Source organism: Streptococcus mitis (assembly GCF_009496285.1).
In the GTDB taxonomy this organism is placed as follows: domain Bacteria; phylum Bacillota; class Bacilli; order Lactobacillales; family Streptococcaceae; genus Streptococcus; species Streptococcus mitis_BP.
This window is the reverse complement of the sequence record NZ_WIJK01000006.1, coordinates 16245-38647: the sequence shown is the minus strand read 5'-3', so window position 1 is coordinate 38647 and position 22403 is coordinate 16245. Positions and strand designations below refer to the sequence as shown.

General features: G+C 40.2%; 26 protein-coding genes, 1 tRNA gene and 1 pseudogene. 21 read left to right on the top strand and 7 right to left on the bottom strand.

The window, feature by feature from the left end; genetic code table 11:
• The first annotated feature begins 153 nt into the window (after window positions 1-153).
• The gene (gene tnpA / locus GEZ89_RS03105; RefSeq protein ID WP_153224925.1) at window positions 154-618 is read left to right on the top strand and encodes an IS200/IS605 family transposase; all 465 of its coding nucleotides are present in this window, start codon (window positions 154-156) and stop codon (window positions 616-618) included.
• 618 nt (window positions 619-1236) lie between these two features.
• Here tnpA and GEZ89_RS03100 read toward each other — a convergent pair.
• Window positions 1237-1309: transfer RNA gene (locus GEZ89_RS03100), tRNA-Thr, on the bottom strand.
• Window positions 1310-1431: 122 nt separating this feature from the next.
• Entirely contained in the window at window positions 1432-2175 is a 744-nt protein-coding gene (locus GEZ89_RS03095; RefSeq protein WP_194251824.1) for a lysophospholipid acyltransferase family protein, read from the bottom strand.
• A 132-nt stretch (window positions 2176-2307) separates the two neighbouring features.
• Between GEZ89_RS03095 and GEZ89_RS03090 the strand changes: the two genes are divergently transcribed.
• The 6 genes from GEZ89_RS03090 to GEZ89_RS03065 all read left to right on the top strand — a co-directional run bounded on the left by GEZ89_RS03090 (window position 2308) and on the right by GEZ89_RS03065 (window position 9378).
• Window positions 2308-4644, top strand: coding sequence for a cation-translocating P-type ATPase (locus tag GEZ89_RS03090; protein WP_153224923.1), 2337 nt, complete (start codon window positions 2308-2310; stop codon window positions 4642-4644).
• A gap of 101 nt (window positions 4645-4745) precedes the next feature.
• Entirely contained in the window at window positions 4746-5423 is a 678-nt protein-coding gene (locus GEZ89_RS03085; protein WP_153224922.1) for a tRNA (adenine(22)-N(1))-methyltransferase, read from the top strand.
• A complete protein-coding gene (locus GEZ89_RS03080; protein ID WP_153224921.1) occupies window positions 5410-6207 on the top strand; it encodes a Nif3-like dinuclear metal center hexameric protein in 798 nt (265 codons plus the stop codon). The genes GEZ89_RS03085 and GEZ89_RS03080 overlap by 14 nt, the downstream gene beginning before the upstream one ends.
• Window positions 6208-6223: 16 nt before the next feature.
• Window positions 6224-7321, top strand: a complete 1098-nt coding sequence (locus GEZ89_RS03075; RefSeq protein ID WP_153224920.1) for an NAD(P)/FAD-dependent oxidoreductase — start codon at window positions 6224-6226, stop codon at window positions 7319-7321.
• A 103-nt stretch (window positions 7322-7424) separates the two neighbouring features.
• Window positions 7425-8444 (top strand): UDP-glucose 4-epimerase GalE, encoded by a 1020-nt coding sequence (galE, locus tag GEZ89_RS03070; protein WP_153224919.1) that lies wholly within the window; start codon window positions 7425-7427, stop codon window positions 8442-8444.
• Window positions 8428-9378 (top strand): glycosyltransferase family 2 protein, encoded by a 951-nt coding sequence (locus GEZ89_RS03065; RefSeq protein WP_075230403.1) that lies wholly within the window; start codon window positions 8428-8430, stop codon window positions 9376-9378. Before galE ends, GEZ89_RS03065 begins: the two co-directional genes overlap by 17 nt.
• A 102-nt stretch (window positions 9379-9480) precedes the next feature.
• Here GEZ89_RS03065 and GEZ89_RS03060 read toward each other — a convergent pair whose 3' ends face one another.
• On the bottom strand, window positions 9481-9678 hold the full coding sequence (locus GEZ89_RS03060; RefSeq protein WP_194251823.1) for a ferredoxin: 198 nt from the start codon (window positions 9676-9678) through the stop codon (window positions 9481-9483).
• A 45-nt stretch (window positions 9679-9723) separates the two neighbouring features.
• On the opposite strand from GEZ89_RS03060, the gene GEZ89_RS03055 reads away from it, so the two are divergent.
• From GEZ89_RS03055 to pdxT, 6 genes are all read left to right on the top strand, one after another.
• A complete protein-coding gene (locus GEZ89_RS03055) occupies window positions 9724-10212 on the top strand; it encodes an SAG1386/EF1546 family surface-associated protein (RefSeq protein WP_153224917.1) in 489 nt (162 codons plus the stop codon).
• An 8-nt stretch (window positions 10213-10220) separates the two neighbouring features.
• Window positions 10221-10892, top strand: a complete 672-nt coding sequence (gene cmk, locus GEZ89_RS03050) for a (d)CMP kinase (protein WP_153224916.1) — start codon at window positions 10221-10223, stop codon at window positions 10890-10892.
• 138 nt (window positions 10893-11030) lie between these two features.
• On the top strand, window positions 11031-11369 hold the full coding sequence (locus tag GEZ89_RS03045; protein ID WP_001061595.1) for a zinc ribbon domain-containing protein YjdM: 339 nt from the start codon (window positions 11031-11033) through the stop codon (window positions 11367-11369).
• A gap of 2 nt (window positions 11370-11371) precedes the next feature.
• Window positions 11372-12004 carry a Pr6Pr family membrane protein gene (locus tag GEZ89_RS03040; protein WP_153224915.1) on the top strand — a complete coding sequence of 211 codons (633 nt, stop codon included), beginning with the start codon at window positions 11372-11374 and terminating at the stop codon, window positions 12002-12004.
• 290 nt (window positions 12005-12294) lie between these two features.
• Complete coding sequence (gene pdxS, locus GEZ89_RS03035; protein ID WP_006153788.1) at window positions 12295-13170, top strand: pyridoxal 5'-phosphate synthase lyase subunit PdxS; 876 nt, start codon at window positions 12295-12297, stop codon at window positions 13168-13170.
• Window positions 13171-13743 (top strand): pyridoxal 5'-phosphate synthase glutaminase subunit PdxT, encoded by a 573-nt coding sequence (gene pdxT / locus GEZ89_RS03030; RefSeq protein WP_153224914.1) that lies wholly within the window; start codon window positions 13171-13173, stop codon window positions 13741-13743.
• 29 nt (window positions 13744-13772) lie between these two features.
• On the opposite strand, the gene trhA is transcribed toward pdxT, so the two are convergent.
• Together trhA and GEZ89_RS03020 are read right to left on the bottom strand one after the other, a co-directional pair.
• Window positions 13773-14420 carry a PAQR family membrane homeostasis protein TrhA gene (trhA, locus tag GEZ89_RS03025; RefSeq protein ID WP_075227442.1) on the bottom strand — a complete coding sequence of 216 codons (648 nt, stop codon included), beginning with the start codon at window positions 14418-14420 and terminating at the stop codon, window positions 13773-13775.
• Window positions 14410-14865 (bottom strand): DUF1836 domain-containing protein, encoded by a 456-nt coding sequence (locus GEZ89_RS03020; RefSeq protein WP_075227441.1) that lies wholly within the window; start codon window positions 14863-14865, stop codon window positions 14410-14412. The genes trhA and GEZ89_RS03020 overlap by 11 nt, the downstream gene beginning before the upstream one ends.
• A 134-nt stretch (window positions 14866-14999) precedes the next feature.
• Here GEZ89_RS03020 and GEZ89_RS03015 point away from each other — a divergent pair, with 134 nt between their 5' ends.
• The 7 genes from GEZ89_RS03015 to trxB all read left to right on the top strand — a co-directional run bounded on the left by GEZ89_RS03015 (window position 15000) and on the right by trxB (window position 19355).
• Entirely contained in the window at window positions 15000-15500 is a 501-nt protein-coding gene (locus GEZ89_RS03015) for a GNAT family N-acetyltransferase (RefSeq protein WP_075227440.1), read from the top strand.
• A 13-nt stretch (window positions 15501-15513) separates the two neighbouring features.
• Window positions 15514-16005: a methylated-DNA--[protein]-cysteine S-methyltransferase gene (locus GEZ89_RS03010; RefSeq protein ID WP_075227439.1), complete on the top strand. Its 492-nt coding sequence runs from the start codon at window positions 15514-15516 to the stop codon at window positions 16003-16005.
• A 12-nt stretch (window positions 16006-16017) separates the two neighbouring features.
• On the top strand, window positions 16018-16374 hold the full coding sequence (locus tag GEZ89_RS03005) for a Spx/MgsR family RNA polymerase-binding regulatory protein (protein ID WP_075227438.1): 357 nt from the start codon (window positions 16018-16020) through the stop codon (window positions 16372-16374).
• A 156-nt stretch (window positions 16375-16530) separates the two neighbouring features.
• Window positions 16531-17331 carry an amino acid ABC transporter permease gene (locus GEZ89_RS03000; protein ID WP_045762916.1) on the top strand — a complete coding sequence of 267 codons (801 nt, stop codon included), beginning with the start codon at window positions 16531-16533 and terminating at the stop codon, window positions 17329-17331.
• Entirely contained in the window at window positions 17331-18074 is a 744-nt protein-coding gene (locus GEZ89_RS02995; protein ID WP_045762917.1) for an amino acid ABC transporter ATP-binding protein, read from the top strand. The genes GEZ89_RS03000 and GEZ89_RS02995 overlap by 1 nt, the downstream gene beginning before the upstream one ends.
• Before the next feature lie 79 nt (window positions 18075-18153).
• On the top strand, window positions 18154-18378 hold the full coding sequence (locus GEZ89_RS02990; RefSeq protein ID WP_000960970.1) for a DUF4059 family protein: 225 nt from the start codon (window positions 18154-18156) through the stop codon (window positions 18376-18378).
• 65 nt (window positions 18379-18443) lie between these two features.
• On the top strand, window positions 18444-19355 hold the full coding sequence (gene trxB, locus GEZ89_RS02985; RefSeq protein WP_045762918.1) for a thioredoxin-disulfide reductase: 912 nt from the start codon (window positions 18444-18446) through the stop codon (window positions 19353-19355).
• Between the two features lie 181 nt (window positions 19356-19536).
• Here the strand turns inward: trxB and rlmB are convergent, their stop codons facing one another.
• Together rlmB and def are read right to left on the bottom strand one after the other, a co-directional pair.
• Window positions 19537-20265, bottom strand: coding sequence for a 23S rRNA (guanosine(2251)-2'-O)-methyltransferase RlmB (rlmB, locus tag GEZ89_RS02980; protein ID WP_153224913.1), 729 nt, complete (start codon window positions 20263-20265; stop codon window positions 19537-19539).
• A gap of 44 nt (window positions 20266-20309) precedes the next feature.
• Complete coding sequence (def, locus tag GEZ89_RS02975) at window positions 20310-20921, bottom strand: peptide deformylase (protein ID WP_001272935.1); 612 nt, start codon at window positions 20919-20921, stop codon at window positions 20310-20312.
• A 155-nt stretch (window positions 20922-21076) separates the two neighbouring features.
• Between def and GEZ89_RS02970 the strand changes: the two are divergent.
• Window positions 21077-22396 (top strand): annotated as a pseudogene (locus GEZ89_RS02970) (CapA family protein).
• Window positions 22397-22403: the final 7 nt, after the last annotated feature.

Below are 22403 nucleotides of genomic sequence, written 5' to 3'. Positions count from 1 at the left end.
AATTTATGTGACTATTAGTCCGTCTCGCTCCGTGAGGTGCGAGACAAATAAACCACCCGCTATGCGGGTGCGCGTCGAAGGTTATACCAAAAAAACTCCAAACGCGATACAATAAAGGTGTTCAAGCCAATTGTAAAGCGAAAGGAGAAAACCATGGTACAAAAGTCTCATAGTTTATCACACACAAAGTGGCACTGTAAGTATCACATTGTGTTCACCCCTAAGTATAGACGAAAAGTCATCTATAATCAATATCGGAGTAGTTTAGGTAAAATATTTCATCGTTTGTGTAGCTATAAAGGAGTTGAAATTATCGAGGGTCACTTAATGCCAGACCATGTACATATGTTAGTAAGTATTCCACCAAGGATAAGTGTTTCGAGTTTTATGGGTTATTTAAAAGGTAAAAGTGCACTCATGATGTTTGACAAACACGCCAACCTCAAGTACAAGTTTGGGAATCGGCATTTCTGGGCAGAAGGTTATTATGTGAGTACAGTAGGGCTTAATGAAGCCACGATAAGGAAATACATACAAGATCAGGAAAAGCATGATATAGCACTTGATAAATTAAGTGTGAAAGAATATGAGAATCCCTTTAGGGATAGTGGTAAGTAATACTCACGCCTCTTTAAGAGGCAAGTGACGAGTCAAGAGCAATGAGGCTTGAACAACGTGAAAGCCAGCGTCTTTAGGCGCTGGCTGGTAATTTGGGCTTATAGCCCTGGTGCAAACCACCCGTTAGACGGGTGGTTATGATTTTGTGGCGAGGGGCAAAACTTTTTTTCCTATTTGATGATATTGAATCTAAAAGATCTAAAACTGCATTCTCCATGTTTTTAGTGATGTGAGTGGAGCTTTCATTGGTCACTTTAGTATCTTAATGGCTAATCTTAGCAAGGATTGTTTTTAAAGAAAAGTTGTTACAATAAAAAGCCTATAAGCATATAACTGAGTGAAGTTATAGATGTTTATTGTCGGAAGGAAAAGACAAAAGATGCGACCTAGTAGGACTCAGCAAAATAAAAAAAACTCTCTGGAAAACCAGAAAGCCTGAGAGGCATCTCCATGTGAGAAACCGGTTCACACAATTTCTCAAGGTCCGCTCCTGCGTTATGACCTCCTTTGCTCAATAGTAGCTCTCGCTACATATCGACTCATCGCAAGTTTTATTTTACTATAAGGACAATAAAATGTCAATAAAAAAAGTTCCTATACCAAGGAACTGATGAACAATGCTAATTGCCGGGATCGAACCGGCGACCTCATCCTTACCATGGATGCGCTCTGCCTACTGAGCTAAATCAGCTTACTTAAAAAGTATACTATAGAATCAAATCTTTGTCAATAAAATGTTTTATTTAAAAGTAATCGGCTGTCAGTCAAATTAAAATAGCTTTAGGGAATGTCCTAAAGCCATTTTCTTCTAACCTAATTGATTTTGTTTTTTTCAGGATTCCAGATAAAACTTGCAATAAAGCTAAAGATGATGGTAACAATCGCAACTAAGACAGCAAGAATCAGTGCTGGTATGCGAATAAACCACCACAAAGGATTTGGTTTTTTGTTATTGTGCCATTGTTTTGTTTCCTCATCCAGACGTTGGAATTCTGATTGGATACGTTCAGCAACCATCTCAATTCCTTCATCATTCATCTTCTTAATGTCCGAGATATCGATAGGATTTCCGAAGTTCATATCGACACGTTCACAACTGATGAGTCCTTTTAAGGTCATTGGGCCAGTGTAAGTAACTGGCATGATGCGAACCTTGGCCATTTTAGCAATCAGAGCAACACCACCTTTAACATCGTTGGAATGACGACTGCCACTTGGGAACATGATGAGAGAGCGGTCGCTCTTTTTAAGAACATTGATAGGGTATTTGATAGCCGAAGCGCTAGGATTTTCACGATCGATTGGAAAGGCACCGCACATGCGAATCCACCAGCCAAAGATACGGTTGGTAAAGAGTTCCTTTTTAGCCATAAATACAAATTGCTTCGGTTTGGTCGCAAAGGCCATATAAACTGGATCCCACCAGGTACGATGGGGCGCAACTAGAATATAGTTTTCATCTTGACTCGGAATTTTATCCGTATTATGATAATGAGCATTACCGTTGATAGACCAAAGAATCAACATAACCAGCCCACGAAGATAAGTATAAAACATGGTATCTCCTTCAATTTTCTTTCTTTTATTATACCTTATCATACTAGGACAAGCAAATGTTTTTTTGTTTAGGCGGAATTGCTCTTCATATGAAATTAGAATTATTTTTAAAAAAATGATATGATAGAACTTATGGATAAAAATAAAATTATAGGCTTAAGCCAATCAGAAGTTAAAGAACGTCAGAAACAGGGACAGGTCAATGATTTCAAAGCATCAGCTAGTACCAGTACTTGGCAGATTGTAAAACGAAATGTCTTTACTCTCTTCAATGCTTTAAACTTTGCTATTGCATTAGCGCTCGCTTTTGTTCAAGCCTGGAGCAACCTGGTTTTCTTTGCGGTTATCTGTTTTAATGCTTTTTCAGGAATTGTAACCGAGCTACGTGCCAAGCATATGGTTGATAAACTCAATCTCCTGAATAAAGAAAAGATTACCACTATCCGTGATGGACAAGAAATTGCTTTAGACCCTGAAGAGCTTGTTTTGGATGATGTGATTCGCTTGTCTGCAGGGGATCAAATTCCAAGTGATGCGATTGTATTAGAAGGTTTTGCAGAAGTCAATGAAGCCATGTTAACGGGCGAGAGCGACTTGGTGCAAAAAGAAGTAGAAGACTTAATGCTGTCCGGTAGTTTTCTTGCCAGTGGTTCTGTCCTCGCTCAGGTTCATCATGTAGGAGCAGATAACTATGCAGCTAAACTCATGCTTGAAGCTAAGACCGTTAAACCAATCAATTCTCGTATCATGAAATCGCTAGACCAGCTAGCAGGCTTTACTGGAAAAATCATCATTCCATTTGGAATTGCCCTCTTGCTTGAAGCCTTGGTCTTGAAAGGTTTACCACTGAAGTCTTCTGTAGTGAATTCCTCTACAGCTCTTTTGGGAATGTTGCCTAAGGGGATTGCCCTCTTGACCATTACCTCTCTTTTAACCGCTGTTATCAAGCTTGGTTTGAAAAAGGTCTTGGTGCAGGAGATGTACTCTGTTGAAACCCTAGCGCGCGTGGATATGCTCTGCTTGGATAAGACAGGTACCATCACCCAAGGTAAGATGCAGGTTGAGACTGTTCTTCCTCTGACCCAGGCTTATGACAAGGATGCTATTGCCGACATACTAACCAGCTATATGGCAAACAGCGAGGATAAAAATCCTACAGCTCAAGCTATCCGTCAACGTTTTCAAGGTCAAGTAGCTTATCCGATGATTTCTAGTCTTCCATTTTCAAGCGATCGTAAATGGGGAGCAATGGAGTTGGAAGGTCTCGGAACTGTTTTCCTAGGTGCACCTGAGATGTTGTTGAATGCTGAAGTTCCTGAGGCTAGAGAAGCTCTTGAACGAGGATCTCGTGTCTTAGTTCTGGCCCTCAGTCAAGAAAAACTTGATCATCACAAGCCACAGAAACCATCGGATATGCAAGCCTTGGCTTTGCTTGAAATTCTAGATCCAATCCGAGAAGGGGCAGCTGAAACTCTAGACTATCTTCGTTCTCAGGAAGTGGGGCTGAAAATTATCTCTGGTGATAATCCAGTTACGGTTTCAAGTATTGCTCAAAAAGCTGGTTTTGCAGATTACCACAGCTACGTAGATTGCTCGAAAATTACTGATGAAGAGTTGGTTGCCATGGCTGAGGAGACAGCGATTTTCGGACGTGTCTCTCCTCATCAAAAGAAACTGATCATCCAAACGTTGAAAAAAGCAGGTCATACGACTGCAATGACAGGAGATGGTGTCAATGATATCCTTGCCCTCCGTGAGGCAGATTGTTCCATCGTGATGGCTGAAGGAGATCCAGCGACTCGTCAGATTGCAAATCTGGTCCTCTTGAACTCAGACTTTAATGATGTTCCTGAGATTCTCTTTGAAGGTCGTCGTGTGGTTAATAATATTGCTCACATTGCTCCAATTTTCTTGATTAAGACAATCTATTCATTTTTATTGGCAATCATCTGTATTGCGAGTGCATTGTTGGGACGTAGTGAATGGATTCTGATTTTCCCATTTATTCCGATTCAGATTACCATGATTGACCAGTTTGTGGAAGGATTCCCGCCGTTCGTATTGACCTTTGAACGAAATATCAAACCAGTCGAACAAAACTTCCTCAGAAAATCCATGCTCCGTGCACTACCAAGTGCCTTGATGGTAGTTTTTAGTGTTCTCTTTGTTAAAATTTTTGGGACAAGTCAAGGCTGGACAGCTATTGAAATTTCAACACTTCTGTATTATCTATTGGCATCAATTGGTTTCATGTCTGTAGTTAGAGCTTGCTTGCCATTTAGTCTGTGGCGTGTTCTCTTGATTATTTGGTCAGTTGGTGGCTTCCTTGGAACAGCTCTATTTCCAAGAATTCAAAAATTGCTTGAAATTTCAACACTTACAGGACAAACATTACCTGTCTATGGCATTATGATGGTCATATTTGCTGTCATTTTCATCCTGACAAGTCGTTATCAAGCAAAAAAATAAAGAAAGGCTGCAATCCTTGATTGCGGTCTTTTTTAGGTACAGAATTGCTAGACAAAATATGGTATAATAAAGGGAAATAGACTTTTGGAAAGTGAGAGAAAATGATTTCGAAGAGATTAGAAACGGTAGCTTCTTTTGTACCTCAAGGAGCCGTTTTACTGGACGTCGGGAGTGATCATGCTTATCTGCCGATTGAATTAGTTGAAAAAGGGCATATTGAGCGTGCCATTGCAGGAGAGGTAGTAGTTGGTCCCTACCAATCTGCAGTTACAAATGTTGAGAGGCATGGTTTGACTGAGAAAATTCAGGTCCGTTTAGCCAATGGTTTGGCTGCTTTTGAAGAGGCTGACCAAGTTTCTGTTATCACTATTGCCGGAATGGGTGGTCGTTTGATTGCTACGATATTAGAAGAAGGATTAGACAAACTTGCCAATGTTGAGCGTTTGATTCTTCAACCCAATAATCGTGAAGATGAGTTGCGTTCTTGGTTACAAGAGCATGGTTTTCAAATCACAGCAGAAAGTATTCTAGAAGAAGCTGGGAAATTCTACGAGATCATAGTTGCAGAAGTTGGTAAAATGAATCTATCAGCAACTGATGTCCGCTTTGGCCCATTCTTGTCCAAAGAAGTTAGTCCAATCTTCATCCAAAAATGGCAAAAAGAAGTCAGCAAGCTTGAGTTTGCCCTTAGTCAAATTCCAGAAAAAAATCAAGAAGAACGTCAAGTTCTAGCAGATAAAATTCAAGCCATCAAGGAGGTGCTCCATGAAAGCAAGTGAAGTGATTAAGCGTTATGAAGCCTATTGCCCACAAGAATTTTCTATGGAAGGTGATAGTCGTGGTCTGCAAATTGGCACCCTAGACAAGGAAATTCAAAAGGTCATGGTTGCTCTTGATATCCGTGAAGAGACAGTCGCTGAAGCTATTGACAAGGGTGTTGATCTGATTATCGTTAAGCACGCGCCTATCTTTCGTCCGATTAAGGACTTGGTAGCTAGTCGTCCTCAAAATCAGATTTACATCGACCTAATCAAGCATGACATCGCAGTTTATGTTAGCCATACCAATATTGATATCGTTGAAAATGGTCTCAATGACTGGTTCTGCCAGATGCTAGGTATCGAGGAGACGATTTATCTGCAGGAGACAGGCCCTGAACGTGGGATTGGACGTATTGGAAATATTCAGCCTCAGACATTTGGGAAATTGGCCCAATGTGTCAAGCAAGTCTTTGGTCTAGATAGTCTTCGAATGGTACATTATCATGAGAGTGATTTGCAAAAGACCATTTCAAGAGTGGCCATTTGTGGCGGCAGTGGGCAGTCTTTCTACTCTGATGCTTTAGCAAAAGGAGCAGATCTTTACATTACTGGTGACATCTATTACCACACTGCCCAAGATATGTTGTCAGACGGCTTGTTGGCTCTGGACCCAGGCCACTATATTGAGGTTCTCTTTGTTGAAAGAATTGCAACGTTTCTGAATGAATGGAAGGAAGAGAATGCTTGGTCGCTAGAAGTTGTCGCAAGTCAGGCTTCTACCAATCCATTCCATCATATCTAGTTAGAAGGTAAAGACAATGAAAAAAGTTGCCATTGTAGGAGCAGGAATTGTAGGGGCAACAGCTGCCTACTATCTCTCTAAAGAAGCAGATATCGAAGTAACTGTCTTTGATCATGGATACGGACAAGCGACCAAGGCAGCTGCAGGAATCATCAGTCCTTGGTTCTCTAAACGACGTAACAAAGCTTGGTACAAGATGGCTCGCCTAGGAGCAGACTTTTATGTAGATTTATTAGCTGATTTAGAAAAAACTGGTCAAAAGGTTGATTTCTACCAGCGCTCAGGAGTCTTCCTTCTCAAAAAAGATGATTCCAAGCTCGAGGAACTTTATGATTTAGCCTTGCAACGTAGAGATGAATCTCCCTTAATTGGCGAATTAGCCATTTTGGACCAAGCTGCTGCAAGCAGCCTATTCCCTGGTCTAAAGGGATTTGAGAGATTGCTCTATGCTTCTGGAGGAGCTCGAGTAGATGGGCAACTCCTAGTGGGTCGTTTACTGGAGGCCAGTCAGGTTAAGGTCGTAAAGAAAGAGGTTAGTCTAACTCCTTTATTATCAGGCTATCAGATAGACAATCAAATGTTTGATCAAGTAATTTTATCTACGGGAGCTTGGCTTGGACACATTTTGGAGCCTTTAGGCTATGAGGTGGATGTTCGTCCTCAAAAAGGTCAACTTAGAGATTATCAGGTTGATTTAGACATGGCAAGCTATTCTGTTGTCATGCCGGAAGGTGAGTGGGATTTGATACCATTTCCTGGAGGTAAGTTATCTCTAGGAGCTACCCATGAGAATGACATGGGATTTGACTTGACAGTGGATGAAACCTTGCTCGATCAAATGGTTGTGGCGGCGAGTCCATTTTATCCAGCCCTGGCTGAGGCAATTTCATCTGGTGAACGTGTGGGGATTCGTGCTTATACAAGTGATTTCTCTCCATTTTTCGGACAGGTTCCAAACTTATCAGGAGTCTATACAGCAAGTGGTCTAGGATCTTCAGGGTTAACGACTGGTCCTATTATCGGTTATCACCTAGCTCAAATGCTTCAAGGAAGAAGTGGAGTATTGGATCCAGCAGATTATCCAACTGAAAGATACATTAAAAAGAAACAATAGTAAATCTTTTACTTAGATTTTACGATAGTGTTAGGAAAGTAAATGACTTTCCCTATCAAAAATGGTAAAATGAAAAAAATAATCCAAGAATTGAGGAAATAAAATGCAAGAAAAAATTCTGGTAACGGGTGGAGCTGGTTTTATCGGAACTCACACCGTCATCGAACTGGTCCAAGCAGGACACCAAGTTGTTGTTGTCGATAATTTGGTAAACAGTAGTCGTAAAAGTCTTGAAGTAGTCGAAAGAATCACTGGGGTAGAAATTCCTTTCTACGAAGCAGATATTCGTGACACAGATACACTTCGTGATATTTTCAAACATGAAGAACCAACAGGTGTGATTCATTTTGCTGGTTTGAAAGCTGTAGGGGAATCTACACGTATCCCACTTGCCTACTATGATAACAATATTGCTGGAACTGTCAGTCTCTTGAAAGTTATGGAAGAGACAAACTGTAAGAATATCATCTTCAGCTCTTCAGCAACAGTTTATGGAGATCCGCATACTGTTCCAATCCTCGAAGATTTCCCTCTTTCTGCTACTAACCCTTATGGTCGTACTAAGTTGATGCTTGAAGAAATCTTGACGGATATCTATAAAGCCGATTCAGAATGGAACGTTGTTTTACTTCGCTACTTCAACCCAATCGGAGCGCATAAGAGCGGTGATTTGGGTGAAAATCCAAACGGTATTCCAAATAACCTTCTTCCATATGTTACACAAGTCGCAGTTGGTAAGTTGGAACAAGTTCAGGTCTTTGGAGATGACTACGATACAGAAGATGGAACAGGTGTTCGTGACTATATCCACGTCGTTGACTTAGCAAAAGGGCACGTTGCGGCCCTTAAGAAGCTTCAAAAAGGTTCAGGACTAAACATTTACAACCTTGGTACAGGGAAAGGCTATTCTGTCCTTGAAATTATCCAAAATATGGAAAAAGCAGTCGGACGCCCGATTCCTTATCGTATTGTGGAGCGCCGTCCTGGTGATATTGCAGAATGTTACTCAGACCCAGCCAAAGCTAAGGAAGAACTTGGATGGGAAGCAGGACTTGGTATTACAGAAATGTGTGAAGATGCGTGGCGTTGGCAGAGCAAACATCCAAATGGATTTGAAGACTAAAATGATGATTTCAATCATAGTCCCATGTTTAAACGAAGAGGAAGTACTTCCTCTTTTTTATCAAACTCTTGAAGCTCTGATTCCAGATTTGGGAACAGAAATCGAATATATTTTTGTAGATGATGGGTCAACTGATAGGACTTTGGAAGTTTTAAAGGCATATAGGGAGCAAAATTCTGCAGTACATTATATCTCTTTCTCGCGAAACTTTGGGAAGGAAGCGGCCTTATATGCAGGATTACAGCAAGCAAGTGGAGATTTGGTTGTGGTTATGGATGCAGACCTTCAGGATCCGCCAAACCTCCTGCTTGAGATGAAAGAACTACTAGATCAGAATCCGGATTTGGACTGTGTGGGAACTCGTAGAACTAGTCGAGAGGGAGAGCCATTTCTACGTAGTTTCTGTGCCAATCTTTTTTATCGTTTCATGCAAAAAATTAGCCCAGTAGCTCTTCCCCTAGGGGTTCGTGATTTTCGGATGATGAGAAAATCAGTAGTAGATGCAGTGTTAGAATTGACAGAATACAATCGCTTTTCTAAAGGCCTCTTTGCCTGGGTTGGTTTTCATACTCACTATCTAGAATACCCTAATGTTGAAAGGCAGGCAGGTAAGACTAGTTGGAGCTTTAGGCAACTCTTTTTCTACTCTATCGAAGGGATTGTAAATTTTTCAGATTTTCCTTTGATATTAGCCTTTGTTGCTGGTCTTACGTCTTGTTTTATGGCTTTGGTGATGACCCTTTTTGTAGTTATTCGTACTCTTATGCTTGGGAATCCAACCTCTGGCTGGACATCTCTGATGGCTGTCATTCTATTTCTTGGTGGTGTCCAATTATTGACCATTGGTATTCTGGGAAAATATGTCAGTAAAATTTATCTAGAAACAAAAAAAAGGCCCCTCTATCTGATAAAAGAACAGAGTGAGCCGAGATAGGCTTTGATAAAAATTAGTCCTTCAAAAGACTATAATTTTCTGGAAAAATATGCTAAACTAGAAGAAGTGGGATTTGGAAATCGAATCACCACTGCTGACAAATTAATCTTTGATAAGCGCGCGAGTGGGGCACTGTTTCACAGCTTCCACTAGCTCTTCACTAGCTGGGACGTCTCTCTCTAGTAGATTAGGATCATCATAGAAACGCACAATACCATTATCATGGTAATCAAATAAATCAGAATAGGTTTGGCATAGCCCACAGGCAATGCATCGTTCAGGTATAAGTGTGATTTTCATATTTATATTGTAATAAGAAATTAGAAAAAAAACAAGGAGTAAGGTATGGAAAAGGAACCATGGCAAGAAGATATTTACGACATCGAGGAAAGTCGTTCGGAACGAAGAAGTAGAGGAAATAAGGGAACAGGAGTGGTAGCCAACCGTATTCTAACCATTTTGGCCTGTATTTTCTTTGTTATCGTTGTCGGTATGATTGCTATTCTAATCTACCTGTCATCTGGTGGAAGTGATCGTACAGCAGCCTTGAAAGATTTTCATGATTCTTCTGCGCCTAAGGTAGAGGAAGTTTCTTCAACGTCATCAAGTAGTTCAGTTGAAGCATCAAGTTCTGAAGCAGGATCAACTTCTTCAAGTAGTTCAGAGGAACATACAAATGCTGAGGGAACCATTACTGTCCTTGCAGGTGAAGGTGAAGCAGCTATTGCAGCTAGAGCAGGTATTTCTATTGCCCAGCTTGAAGCCTTGAACCCTGGTCATATGTCTTCAGGAACTTGGTTTGCAAATCCTGGTGATGTCCTTAAGACAAGATAGGAGTTAGAATGAAAACAATTCAGATCGCTATTGATGGACCAGCATCCAGTGGTAAAAGTACAGTAGCTAAGATTATCGCTAAGGACTTTGGCTATACTTATCTGGATACAGGTGCCATGTATCGTGCTGCGACTTACATCGCTTTGAACAATCAAGTAAGTCCAGAAGAGTCTTCTCGACTTCTTGAATTATTGGAACAATATCCGATTCGCTTTGGTCGTGCTGAAACAGGGGAACAGCTTGTTTTTGTTGGAGACGTTGATGTTACCAATCCAATCCGTGAAAATGAAGTAACCAATGCTGTATCTGCTTTTGCAGCCATTCCAGCTATTCGTGAAAAATTGGTAGCCCTTCAACAAGAAATTGCTCAACAAGGCGGAATCGTCATGGATGGTCGAGATATTGGTACAGTTGTATTACCTCAAGCTGAATTGAAGATTTTTCTTGTTGCTTCAGTGGATGAACGTGCGGAAAGACGTTATAAGGAAAATCTTTCAAAAGGGATCGAAACAGATTTGGAAACTTTGAAAGAAGAGATTGCTGCGCGTGATTATAAGGATAGTCATCGTGAAACTTCTCCTCTTAAACAGGCTGATGATGCAATCTATTTGGACACAACAGGGCTAAGTATTTTAGAAGTTGTTGAAAAAATTAAATCAGAAGCAGTCAAACATTTTTAATTGAAATTTTAACCGATTGACCACGATAGTGGTGAGTCGGTTTTTTAGCAATTTGTCAAATTTTTAATTTTAAGGTATAATAGTCTTTGTTAACGAAAATTTGACAATCAAACCATCATGAAAATAGAAGGAGATAAGATGAACAATCTACCAAATTGCCCAAAATGTAATTCAGAATATGTCTATGAAGACGGAGCCTTGCTAGTCTGCCCAGAGTGTGCTTATGAATGGAATCCTGCTGAGCAAGCAGAGGTTGAAGACGGCCTTGTTGCCATCGATGCTAATGGAAATAAATTGGCTGACGGTGATACAGTAACCTTGATCAAAGACCTTAAGGTAAAAGGCGCTCCAAAAGACCTTAAGCAAGGGACACGTGTTAAAAACATCCGTATTGTTGAAGGTGACCACAACATCGATTGTAAGATTGATGGTTTTGGTGCTATGAAATTGAAATCAGAATTTGTTAAAAAGATCTAATCATGACTGCTTGGAATAAAATAATTTTTTTCAGTCGGGCTTTTATGTTTTTGGCAGCATTTACAGGTATTTATCTGGAAATTACCAAGCACGGTGGTTTCGGAATGTTGCTCTACTATACAGTACTTTCCAACCTCTTGGTGATGATTTTTACAGGTTATCTTTTATGGAAGATGCGACGTGAGGGTGATTATTGGCAAAGTTCAAGTCTTTTGCGACTCAAGGGTGGTATCACCATGAGTATCATGATTACCTGTGTCATCTATCATTTCATGTTGGCTCCCTTGACAAAAGATTTTTACCGTTTGGAAAACTTCCTTTGCCATTATATCGTACCCCTCTGGTTTCTAGTTGATACCATCATTTTTGATAAGAGTCGTCAATATAAGTGGTTTGATCCTATTGTATGGACAGTTTTACCACTGCTCTATATGGGATTTGCAATCTTAAACGGCTTTGTTCTAAAGATGGACGTTCCTAACGCTAAGGATAGTCCCTTCCCTTATTTCTTTTTAAATGCCAATAAACATGGTTGGGGATTTGTCTTTAGATGGGCAGCCATTATCTTTGTTGCCTACATGGTTTCAGGATATCTGTTTTATCTTGTTAAAAACATTAAAAAATCTAAGAAATAAGGAGGTTGGGACAAAAGATCCCGACCTCACTTTTTATTAGCAATTAAACTTTGACGCGGTAGCTGATTGAACTTTTTGTTCGTCTTTTAGACTCCCAAAAGCTCCTAATCATCCTCGCGGGGCTGGGACTACGAAATCGAGACTTTGTCTATCGATTTCTGTCCCACCGCCTTTTTTGATGATTGATATAATTGTACCCGGACAAATCGATTTATTTTATCTTGTTATGCAGTCTTTTATACCTTACAATAAAACTGTAGCTACCAATACAACTATTGAGGATGAAAAAAATGACTGAAAATCGTTATGAATTAAATAAAAATTTGGCACAGATGCTTAAAGGTGGCGTCATTATGGATGTTCAAAATCCTGAACAAGCAAGAATTGCTGAGGCTGCAGGTGCGGCAGCTGTTATGGCCTTGGAGAGAATCCCAGCTGATATTCGTGCAGCTGGTGGTGTCTCTCGCATGAGCGATCCAAAGATGATCAAGGAAATCCAAGAAGCAGTCAGTATTCCAGTTATGGCCAAGGTTCGAATTGGGCATTTTGTTGAAGCACAGATTTTGGAAGCCATCGAGATTGACTATATCGATGAGAGTGAGGTGTTATCTCCAGCTGACGATCGTTTCCATGTGGATAAGAAAGAATTCCAAGTTCCTTTTGTTTGCGGTGCAAAAGATCTAGGAGAAGCCTTGCGTCGTATCGCTGAAGGAGCTTCAATGATTCGAACAAAAGGGGAACCTGGAACAGGAGATATCGTTCAGGCAGTCCGCCATATGCGCATGATGAATCAAGAAATTCGTCGCATTCAAAATCTCCGTGAGGACGAGTTATATGTTGCTGCAAAAGAACTCCAAGTACCTGTAGAATTAGTTCAATACGTTCACGAACATGGAAAACTACCAGTTGTTAACTTTGCGGCTGGAGGGGTTGCAACACCTGCAGATGCTGCTCTTATGATGCAGCTAGGTGCAGAAGGTGTCTTTGTTGGCTCAGGAATTTTCAAGTCAGGTGATCCTGTTAAACGTGCGGCAGCAATTGTCAAGGCTGTTACCAATTATCAGAATCCTCAAATTTTAGCTCAAATCTCTGAAGACTTGGGAGAAGCTATGGTTGGTATCAATGAGAATGAAATCCAAATTCTCATGGCGGAGCGAGGAAAATAGATGAAAATTGGAATATCGGCCTTGCAAGGCGCCTTTGTAGAGCATGAGAAAGTCCTTGCAAAACTAGGAGTTGAAAGTGTTGAACTGCGAAATCTAGAAGACTTTCAGCAACATCGAAGTGAGCTATCAGGTTTGATTTTGCCAGGAGGTGAGTCTACAACTATGGGAAAACTATTGCGAGATCAGCAAATGTTGATTCCTATAAGAGAGGCTATTCTCAATGGTTTACCAGTCTTTGGAACTTGTGCAGGCTTGATTTTGCTAGCGAGACAAATCACTTCTCAAGAGGAAAGCCATCTAGCGACTATGGACATAGTAGTGGAGCGTAATGCCTATGGACGTCAGCTAGGAAGCTTTTATACAGAAGCAGACTGCAAGGGTGTTGGCAAGATTCCCATGACCTTTATCCGTGGACCTATTATTAGTGAAGTTGGTAAGGGTGTCGATGTTCTGTCAGTAGTGAACAATCAAATCGTTGCCGCTCAAGAAAAGAATATGCTAGTGACCTCCTTTCATCCGGAATTGACAAATGATCTTCGCTTGCATCAATACTTTATCAACATGTGCAAATAAAAATAGGTCGGGATTTTCCCGGCCTATTTTTACATGTAATAAACAATGGCAATGTATTGGAGAGCTGAAGCTGCTAGGATGAAGAGATGCCAGATCATGTGGAAGTAAGGTTTCTTCTTAGCGTAAAATCCAGCACCAACTGTATAGCAAAGACCACCTGATACCATAAGAGTCCAAAAGATTGGATTTGTTTGACTGATGATTGCTGGTAGGATAGCCACAACTAACCAACCCATGATTAAGTAGAGAATTAGACTAAATTTTTCATTGACTTTTTTGGCAAAAATTTTATAAAGAATACCAAAAATAGTTGTTCCCCATTGGATAGCAATAATCAGGTAACCAAACCAGTTATTCATCAAGGTCAAAACGACAGGAGTATAAGAGCCAGCAATCGCAACATAAATCATGGAATGGTCGATAATGCGCAAGACATACTTATGAGTTGAACCATAAGCCATAGAATGATAAATAGTAGATGAAAGGAACATGAGAAAGAGGCTAATGACAAAAATGGAGACACCTACAGAAGATAAAAGACCATGAGCCTCATAGCTGTAAGTGGATGAGATAGGAAGTAAGATGAGCATGATGACAGCACCTACAGCATGGGTGACACTGTTTGCTATTTCTTCTCCAAAACTAAGGCGTTTACTGAGTTTAAAACTAGTATTCATTTGTTTCCTCCTCTTCATTTTCTGTATAGACTAGTACTAGTGTTTGATGATAGAGTTTGACCGTTTGGCAACTTGCTTGGATAATAGGATTGGCTGGGTCTAGGTCCTCATTCATATAGTCTACAAAAGCATTGTAAAGCTCTTCTGAGTTAGTCTCTGTGTGTAGGGTATTAAGGGTTTGAGCAATTTCCTGGATTGAAAAAACAGACTTGAGCGTTGTGATAGCAATCAATCGGGCGATTTGTTTGCGTTGGTATTTTTTCTTTTCAGGTTTGCTGATATAGCCGTGTTTGACATAGTTGTTCACCATTGATGCAGTTAAACCTTTTTCTTTAGCAAGAGAAATAGGGGAACAAACTTTATTCACATAAAGTAGGACCTGGTCCAAATAGAGATCAATGTTTGGAATTTCGTCCCATTCTGGGTAGGAAAAAGTAAATTTCATTTCCAACTCCTGTTTATCTAGTTTTGATAACTAGATTATAAAATAATAGAAATCAAAAGTCAAGTTTTAACTGCTTGTAGAAAGCCTTAAATTATGCTATGATGAGAGAAACTAGTCAGAAAAGAGGAGATAAGATGGAAATTCGTTTAGCCTTTCCAAACGAAGTAGATGCAATTATGCAAGTGATTGAGGAAGCTAAAAAATGCTTGGCGGAAGCTGGTAGCACTCAGTGGCAAAATGGTTATCCAAATACTGATACGATTATCGAAGATATTATCTCAGGTCAGGCTTATGTAGCCCTGGAAGAAGGAGAGCTCTTAGCTTATGCAGCAGTAACCAAGAGTCCAGAAAAAGCCTATGAAGCCATTTATGATGGAAGCTGGGAAGGAAGAGAGTCAGAGTATCTAGTTTTTCACCGTATTGCTGTCGCTAGTGATGTGCAAGGACAAGGTGTTGCCCAGACCTTCTTGGAAGGCTTGATTGAAGGCTTTGATTACCTAGATTTTCGTTCAGATACACACGCTAAAAACAAGGCCATGCAACATATCTTTGAAAAGCTTGGTTTTAAGCAGGTCGGTAAAGTTCCAGTAGATGGGGAACGTTTGGCCTATCAAAAATTAAAATCAAATGCCTAAGAAGTATGCAAAGATGCTGTACAAGTCTCCGATTGGAATCTTATCTTTGATAGCAGATGATCACTATCTGTTTGGGATATGGGTTGAAGCACAGAGCCATTTTGAGCGAGGTTTGTCGGTGTGTAATCTAGTTGAGGTGAAAAGTCATCCCATCTTAAATCAGATTGCTAGCTATTTAGATGCTTATTTTAAAGGACAAAATCAAGATTTGTCTCAGTTACCTTTGGCTCCTGTTGGTAGTGACTTTGAAAAAAGAGTCTGGAACTACTTGCGTGGAATTCCTTTTGGTCAGACTGTTACTTATGGACAAATAGCTAAGGACTTGCAAGTAGCTTCTGCACAAGCAATCGGAGGAGCAGTAGGGCGCAATCCCTGGTCTATTCTTGTCCCCTGTCACCGCGTATTAGGTGCTGGTAATCGTCTAACAGGCTATGCTTCAGGAATTGACAAGAAGGCTTGGCTCTTAAAGCATGAAGGTGCAGCATTTCAAGAAAATAAGAAATAGAAAGGAAAGAAAATGTTAGAATTTATCGAATATCCAAAATGTACAACTTGTAAGAAAGCCAAAAAAGAGTTAGATCAACTCGGGCTAGAGTATAAAGATGTTCATATTGTAGAAGAAACTCCGAGTGAAAAGGTCATTTTAAACTGGATCGAAACTTCAGGATTTGAGTTGAAGCAATTTTTCAATACCAGTGGAATTAAATACCGTGAACTGGGCTTAAAAGATAAAGTTGGGACTTTATCCAATAAAGAAGCAGCCAAACTCTTGGCCGGTGATGGTATGTTATTAAAACGTCCAATATTAGTGGAGAATGGTGTTGTTAAACAAATTGGCTATCGTAAAACCTACGACAACTTGGATTTGAAATAGTTTTTTTCTATCTCCTTGATAGGTAAAATATATAACCTCACACTTTTAAAGTATGATAAACTAGTAGGTAGACAAAGTCTCTTCTGCACGTAGCAAATATTTTAAATCTAGGCAGAAGTATGATAGAATGATTCATTATCAGGAGAGGATGTTTCTATGAATGTTACAACACTTTTAGCATCAGATTGGTACCAAAACTTGATGCAGTATATTCCAGACGGTAAACTGTTCAGTTTTCGTTCTGTCTTTGATGGGATTCCAAGAATTGTACAACAATTGCCAACAACATTGATGTTGACAGTATTTGGTGCTTTTTTTGGTATCATCTTGGCTTTGGTTTTTGCTATTGTAAAAATTAATCGCGTTAGAATTCTTTATCCATTACAAGCATTCTTTGTTAGTTTCTTAAAAGGGACACCAATCCTAGTGCAGCTGATGTTGACTTACTATGGAATTCCTCTAGCATTAAAAGCGTTGAATCAACAATGGGGAACTGCTTTTAATATCAATGCGATTCCGGCTGCAGCTTTTGCAATTGTAGCTTTTGCTTTTAACGAAGCAGCTTACGCTAGTGAAACTATCCGTGCCGCTATTCTTTCTGTTAATCCTGGAGAGATTGAAGCCGCTCGTAGTCTTGGAATGACACGTGCACAAGTTTATCGTCGAGTCATTATTCCAAATGCAGCGGTAGTAGCGACTCCAACCTTGATTAACTCCCTAATCGGTTTGACTAAGGGTACTTCCCTAGCCTTTAGTGCGGGTGTTGTAGAAGTCTTTGCCCAAGCTCAGATTTTGGGTGGTGCAGACTACCGTTACTTCGAACGTTTCATCTCAGTTGCCCTTGTATACTGGGTGGTAAATATCGCTATTGAAAATCTTGGTCGCTTTATTGAGAGAAAAATGGCAATCGAAGCACCAGATAATGTGAAAACAGATGTGAAAGGAGACCTTCGCTAATGATTAAGATTTCAAATTTAAGCAAATCCTTTTCAGGTCAAACCGTCTTGGATCATCTGAATTTAGATATTCAAAAAGGGGAAGTAGTTGCTTTGATTGGTTCATCTGGAGCAGGAAAATCTACCTTTCTTCGTAGCCTAAATTATCTGGAAACACCTGATAGTGGAAGCATTCAGATTGATGACTTTAAAGTTGACTTTTCTCAAATTACTCAAGATGAGATCTTGACTCTTCGTCGCAAGTTGTCCATGGTGTTCCAACAGTTCAACTTATTTGAACGTAGAACAGCCCTAGACAATGTCAAGGAAGGTTTGGTAGTTGTTAAAAAACTTTCCGACGAAGAAGCAACTAAGATTGCCAAAGAAGAGCTGGCTAAGGTTGGTCTTTCAGATCGTCAACAGCACTATCCTCGCCACTTATCAGGTGGACAAAAACAACGGGTAGCTTTGGCGCGTGCTTTAGCCATGAAGCCAGCAATCTTGCTCTTGGATGAACCTACTTCAGCCCTTGATCCAGAATTGGTTGGTGAGGTAGAACGATCTATTGCTAATGCTGCCAAATCAGGTCAAACTATGATTTTGGTCAGTCACGATATGTCCTTTGTTTCTCAAGTAGCTGATAAGGTTTTGTTCTTGGATAAAGGAAAGATTATTGAGTCTGGAACACCAGATGAGATTATCAATCATCCTAAAGAAGAACGAACAAAAGAATTCTTTGCTAGTTACAAACGGACCTATATTTGATATAATAGAAGATAAGAAAGACTCAGTTGGCTAGGCTAACTGGGTTTGCTCTTTAAAATTAATAGAAATGAGAGAGAGCATGCTAGTTCAGCTATTTGCTTTGTATTTAGAGAGTTTAGTGTTGACAATTCTACTGGTCTTGATTATTTTGGGACTCTGGATTGGACTTAGAGCTCTGTCGGGGGTTGATAAAACTGCTAAAGCACGTCAAGCCCATCTCTACGATATGATTATGATTGGAGTTTTGACCATTCCAGTATTGTCTTTTGCAACCATGAGCATCTTGTTGGTTCTCAAGGCTTAATAGTTGTAAAATGGGATTTAATCCGTTAGAATAAAAATAGTTACAACAAGAAAGAAGGAAAGAGAATGTACGATACGATTATTATCGGTGCAGGTCCTGCTGGGATGACTGCAGCCTTGTATGCAGCACGCAGTAATCTGAAAGTGGCTTTGATTGAAGGGGGCCTTCCAGGAGGTCAGATGAATAATACTTCTGACATTGAAAACTATCCAGGCTATGCCAATATCAGTGGCCCAGAATTAGCAGAAAAGATGTTTGAACCTCTTGAAAATCTGGGTGTTGAGCATCTCTATGGCTTTGTTGAAAATGTTGAGGACCATGGCGAATTCAAAAAAGTCGTAACTGACGACCAAGTTTATGAAACGCGCACAGTTATCGTAGCGACTGGTTCTAAACATCGTCTCTTGGGTGTTCCAGGTGAAGAGGAACTTAATAGCCGTGGTGTTTCTTACTGTGCGGTTTGTGATGGAGCCTTTTTCCGTGACCAAGATTTGTTGGTCGTAGGTGGAGGTGACTCAGCAGTTGAAGAGGCTATCTTTTTAACACGGTTTGCAAAATCTGTAACCATTGTTCACCGTCGGGATGAGCTTCGTGCTCAAAAAGTCTTGCAAGATAGAGCTTTTGCCAATGAAAAAATCAACTTCATTTGGGATTCGGTTGTCAAAGAAATCAAGGGTGAAAACCGTGTTGAGTCGGTTGCCATTGAAAATGTTAAAACAGGACAAGTGACAGAACAAGCCTTTGGCGGTGTCTTCATCTATGTTGGATTGGACCCTGTTAGTGATTTCGTCCAAGAGTTGCAGATTCGAGACCAAGCGGGTTGGATTGTGACAGATGATCACATGAAGACAAGTGTTGCAGGTATTTTTGCTGTTGGTGATGTTCGTCAAAAAGACCTTCGACAAGTTACAACAGCTGTTGGAGATGGCGCTATTGCAGGTCAAGAAGCTTATAAATATATTACTGAACATAGTTAAAAAGGCGGTGGGACAGAAATCGATAGACAAAGTCTCGATTTCGTAGTCCCAGCCCCGCGAGGATGATTAGGAGCTTATTGGAGTCTAAAAGACGAACAAAAAGTTCAATCAGCTGCCGTGTCAAAGTTTGATTGCTAATAAAAAGTGAGGTTGGAATCTTTTGTCCCAACCTCACTTTTTATTAGAGTCGATTTCTAAAGACTTCGTACATGAGAATGGCAGCAGCAACGCTGGCATTGAGGCTCTGTACGTGACCATTCATAGGAATGGTGATCATCTCGTCTACTTGTTTCTTGATGTTGCTTGAAATACCTTTGCCTTCATTTCCGATGATGAGAGCAATCTTTCCTTTGGTATTCCATTTGTTGCAAGGAGTTCCATTCATATCAGTACCGAATGTCCAGAAGCCTTCATCCTTGAGTTTGTCCAAGGTTTGGCTGAGATTGGTCACGCGAGCTATAGGAACGTGCTCAATTGCACCTGTTGCTGTTTTTGCTACGACGGGAGTAACACCGACAGCTCGATGTTTGGGAATGATGACACCTGAAACATTGGTTGCATCCGCTGTTCTCAAGATAGAACCGAGATTATGTGGGTCCGTTAAACCATCAAGGATTAGTAGTAGTGGGTTTTCTTCCTGGCGTGTCTTAGCAAGAATTTGCTCAAGTTCAGTATAGGCAAATTCAGAAACGCGCAAGATAAAACCTTGGTGAACAGCTCCTTCAGTCATCTCAGAAAGTGATTTTTTAGAAGTCCAAGAAATGGATACTTTCTTTTCAGTAGCCAATTCCTTAACTTTGTCCACATTCTTTCCTCGTAAATCTTCCTGAAGGTAGAGTTTGTTTCCAGTATTTGCTAAAAGAGCTTCTGTGACGGCATGAACGCCATAGACAATATCGTTTGTTTTCATATCTTCATTATAACACAAAATCCCGTCTTGCAACGGGATTTTCTTTATTCAAGAATGAGCAAACCATCTTTAACTTCAAATGGGTCTTTTTCATTGATACGATCGTAGAACATAATGCCATTTAAGTGGTCAATTTCGTGTTGAACTACAATAGAATTATAGCCTTTTAGTTTGATGCGGTGCTTTTCTCCATCTTTATCAAAATAGTCAACAGTTACTCGAGCATGGCGGATAACATAACCTGGAACAGCACGGTCAACAGACAAGCAACCTTCTCCTTCACCTAGAGCAGCATCTTGGACTGAATGTGAGACGATTTTAGGATTGTACATAACAGCCTGTAAGTCATAGGCTTCTTGAGGTGTTTCACCTTCCTCGGTGATATTAGGAACTAAAACAGCGATGATGCGTTTTGAGATATCGAGTTGTGGTGCAGCAAGACCAACTCCTCCACGTAGCCCTAATTTTTCAGCCATAACAGGGTCTTGTGAGTGTTTTAAAAATTGCATCATTTTTTCTCCGAGAATGATATCTTGATCACTCAAGGGGAAGCTGACTTCTTCAGCAACGGCACGAAGAGTTGGGTTTCCTTCGCGGATAATATCTTTCATATCAATTAAATGAGCAGCTTTGGTAATTCTTTCTATAGCAGACATGTTCTCTCTCCTTTTCTTACTTTACATGATAACACAAAATAGCCTAAAATGAAAGCACATTAGTTCTATCAGGATGCATTCTCCAGATGAAATACTATCTTGTCTATGGTATAATAAATTAAGGAGACTTGCATCAAAAAACAGGGAGAAAAAATTTGGAACAACGTAGTAGAAAAAGAAAAAAAGGTCCTGTTCTACATGCTATTAGACATTCTGTTCGATTTTTCAGGAACTATAAGCAGTGGAGCAATAGAACTTTTATTGTAGTTTTGTTGGCTTTCGTAGCTCTCTCCATGGTCACGACTTTGTTAGTAGAAGGAGCTCGAGGGGTTTCTTTAAGCAGTAGTGATCCAAGTGCTATACAGAAAAAGTTAAATTCTCAGGAAAAGAATGCAGATACGGAGCAAGAAACCAGTGCTCGTATAATGGCTCATGGAGATTTGCTTTATCATATTCCTATTTATCGTACAGCTCTAAAAGAGGATGGGAGCTATGATTTTCATGAAAATTTTGACTATGTCAAACCTTGGTTTAAGAAGGCTGATCTAGTCATAGGAGACTTTGAAGGGACTATTAGTAAGGACCATTACCTAGCAGGCTATCCTTTATTTAATGCTCCAGGAGAAGTTATGGATGCGATAAAGGATGCTGGTTATCAGGTGCTGGACTTGGCCCACAATCACATCTTGGATTCCCAGTTGGAAGGAGTTATCTCTACAGCGGATGTGATCGAAAAGGCAGGCATAACTCCAATTGGAGTATATGCCCATGAAGCGCGTGATAAGGCGCCTTTAGTGATTAAGGAAGTAAATGGTATTAAGGTTGCTTTCCTAGCCTATTCTTATGGCTTTAATGGTATCGAGGAATATATCTCTAAAGAGGATTACAATAATTACCTGTCCGACTTAAATGAAGATAAGATGAAGGCTGAAATTGAGCGAGCTGAAAAAGAGGCAGACATAACCGTTGTCATGCCGCAAATGGGAATTGAGTATCAATTAGAACCAACTGAAGAACAAAAGATTCTCTACCACAAGATGATTGACTGGGGAGCTGACCTTATCTTTGGAGGGCATCCTCACGTTGTTTAACCAGCTGAAACAGTTGAAAAAGATGGAGATAAAAAACTCATTATCTACTCTATGGGCAATTTCCTATCTAATCAACGGATTGAAACCATGCAGGATGAGGAAAATGCCAAATGGACGGAGCGTGGGGTCCTCATGGACGTAACCATAAAGAAGAAAGCAGGCAAGACCACTATTGAGACTGCAGAGGCTCATCCAACTTGGGTTAACCGTACTCCAAAAGGCACCTATTCACCTGACGGCTATCCACTTTTTCTTTATCAGACCTATATCTTGGAAGATTTTATAGAAGGTGGAGCTCATCGTGAAAAATTGGATGAGGAAACCAAGGAGAGAGTTGACATAGCCTACAAAGAAATGAATGAACATGTTGGCTTGAAGTGGTAGTGGTATT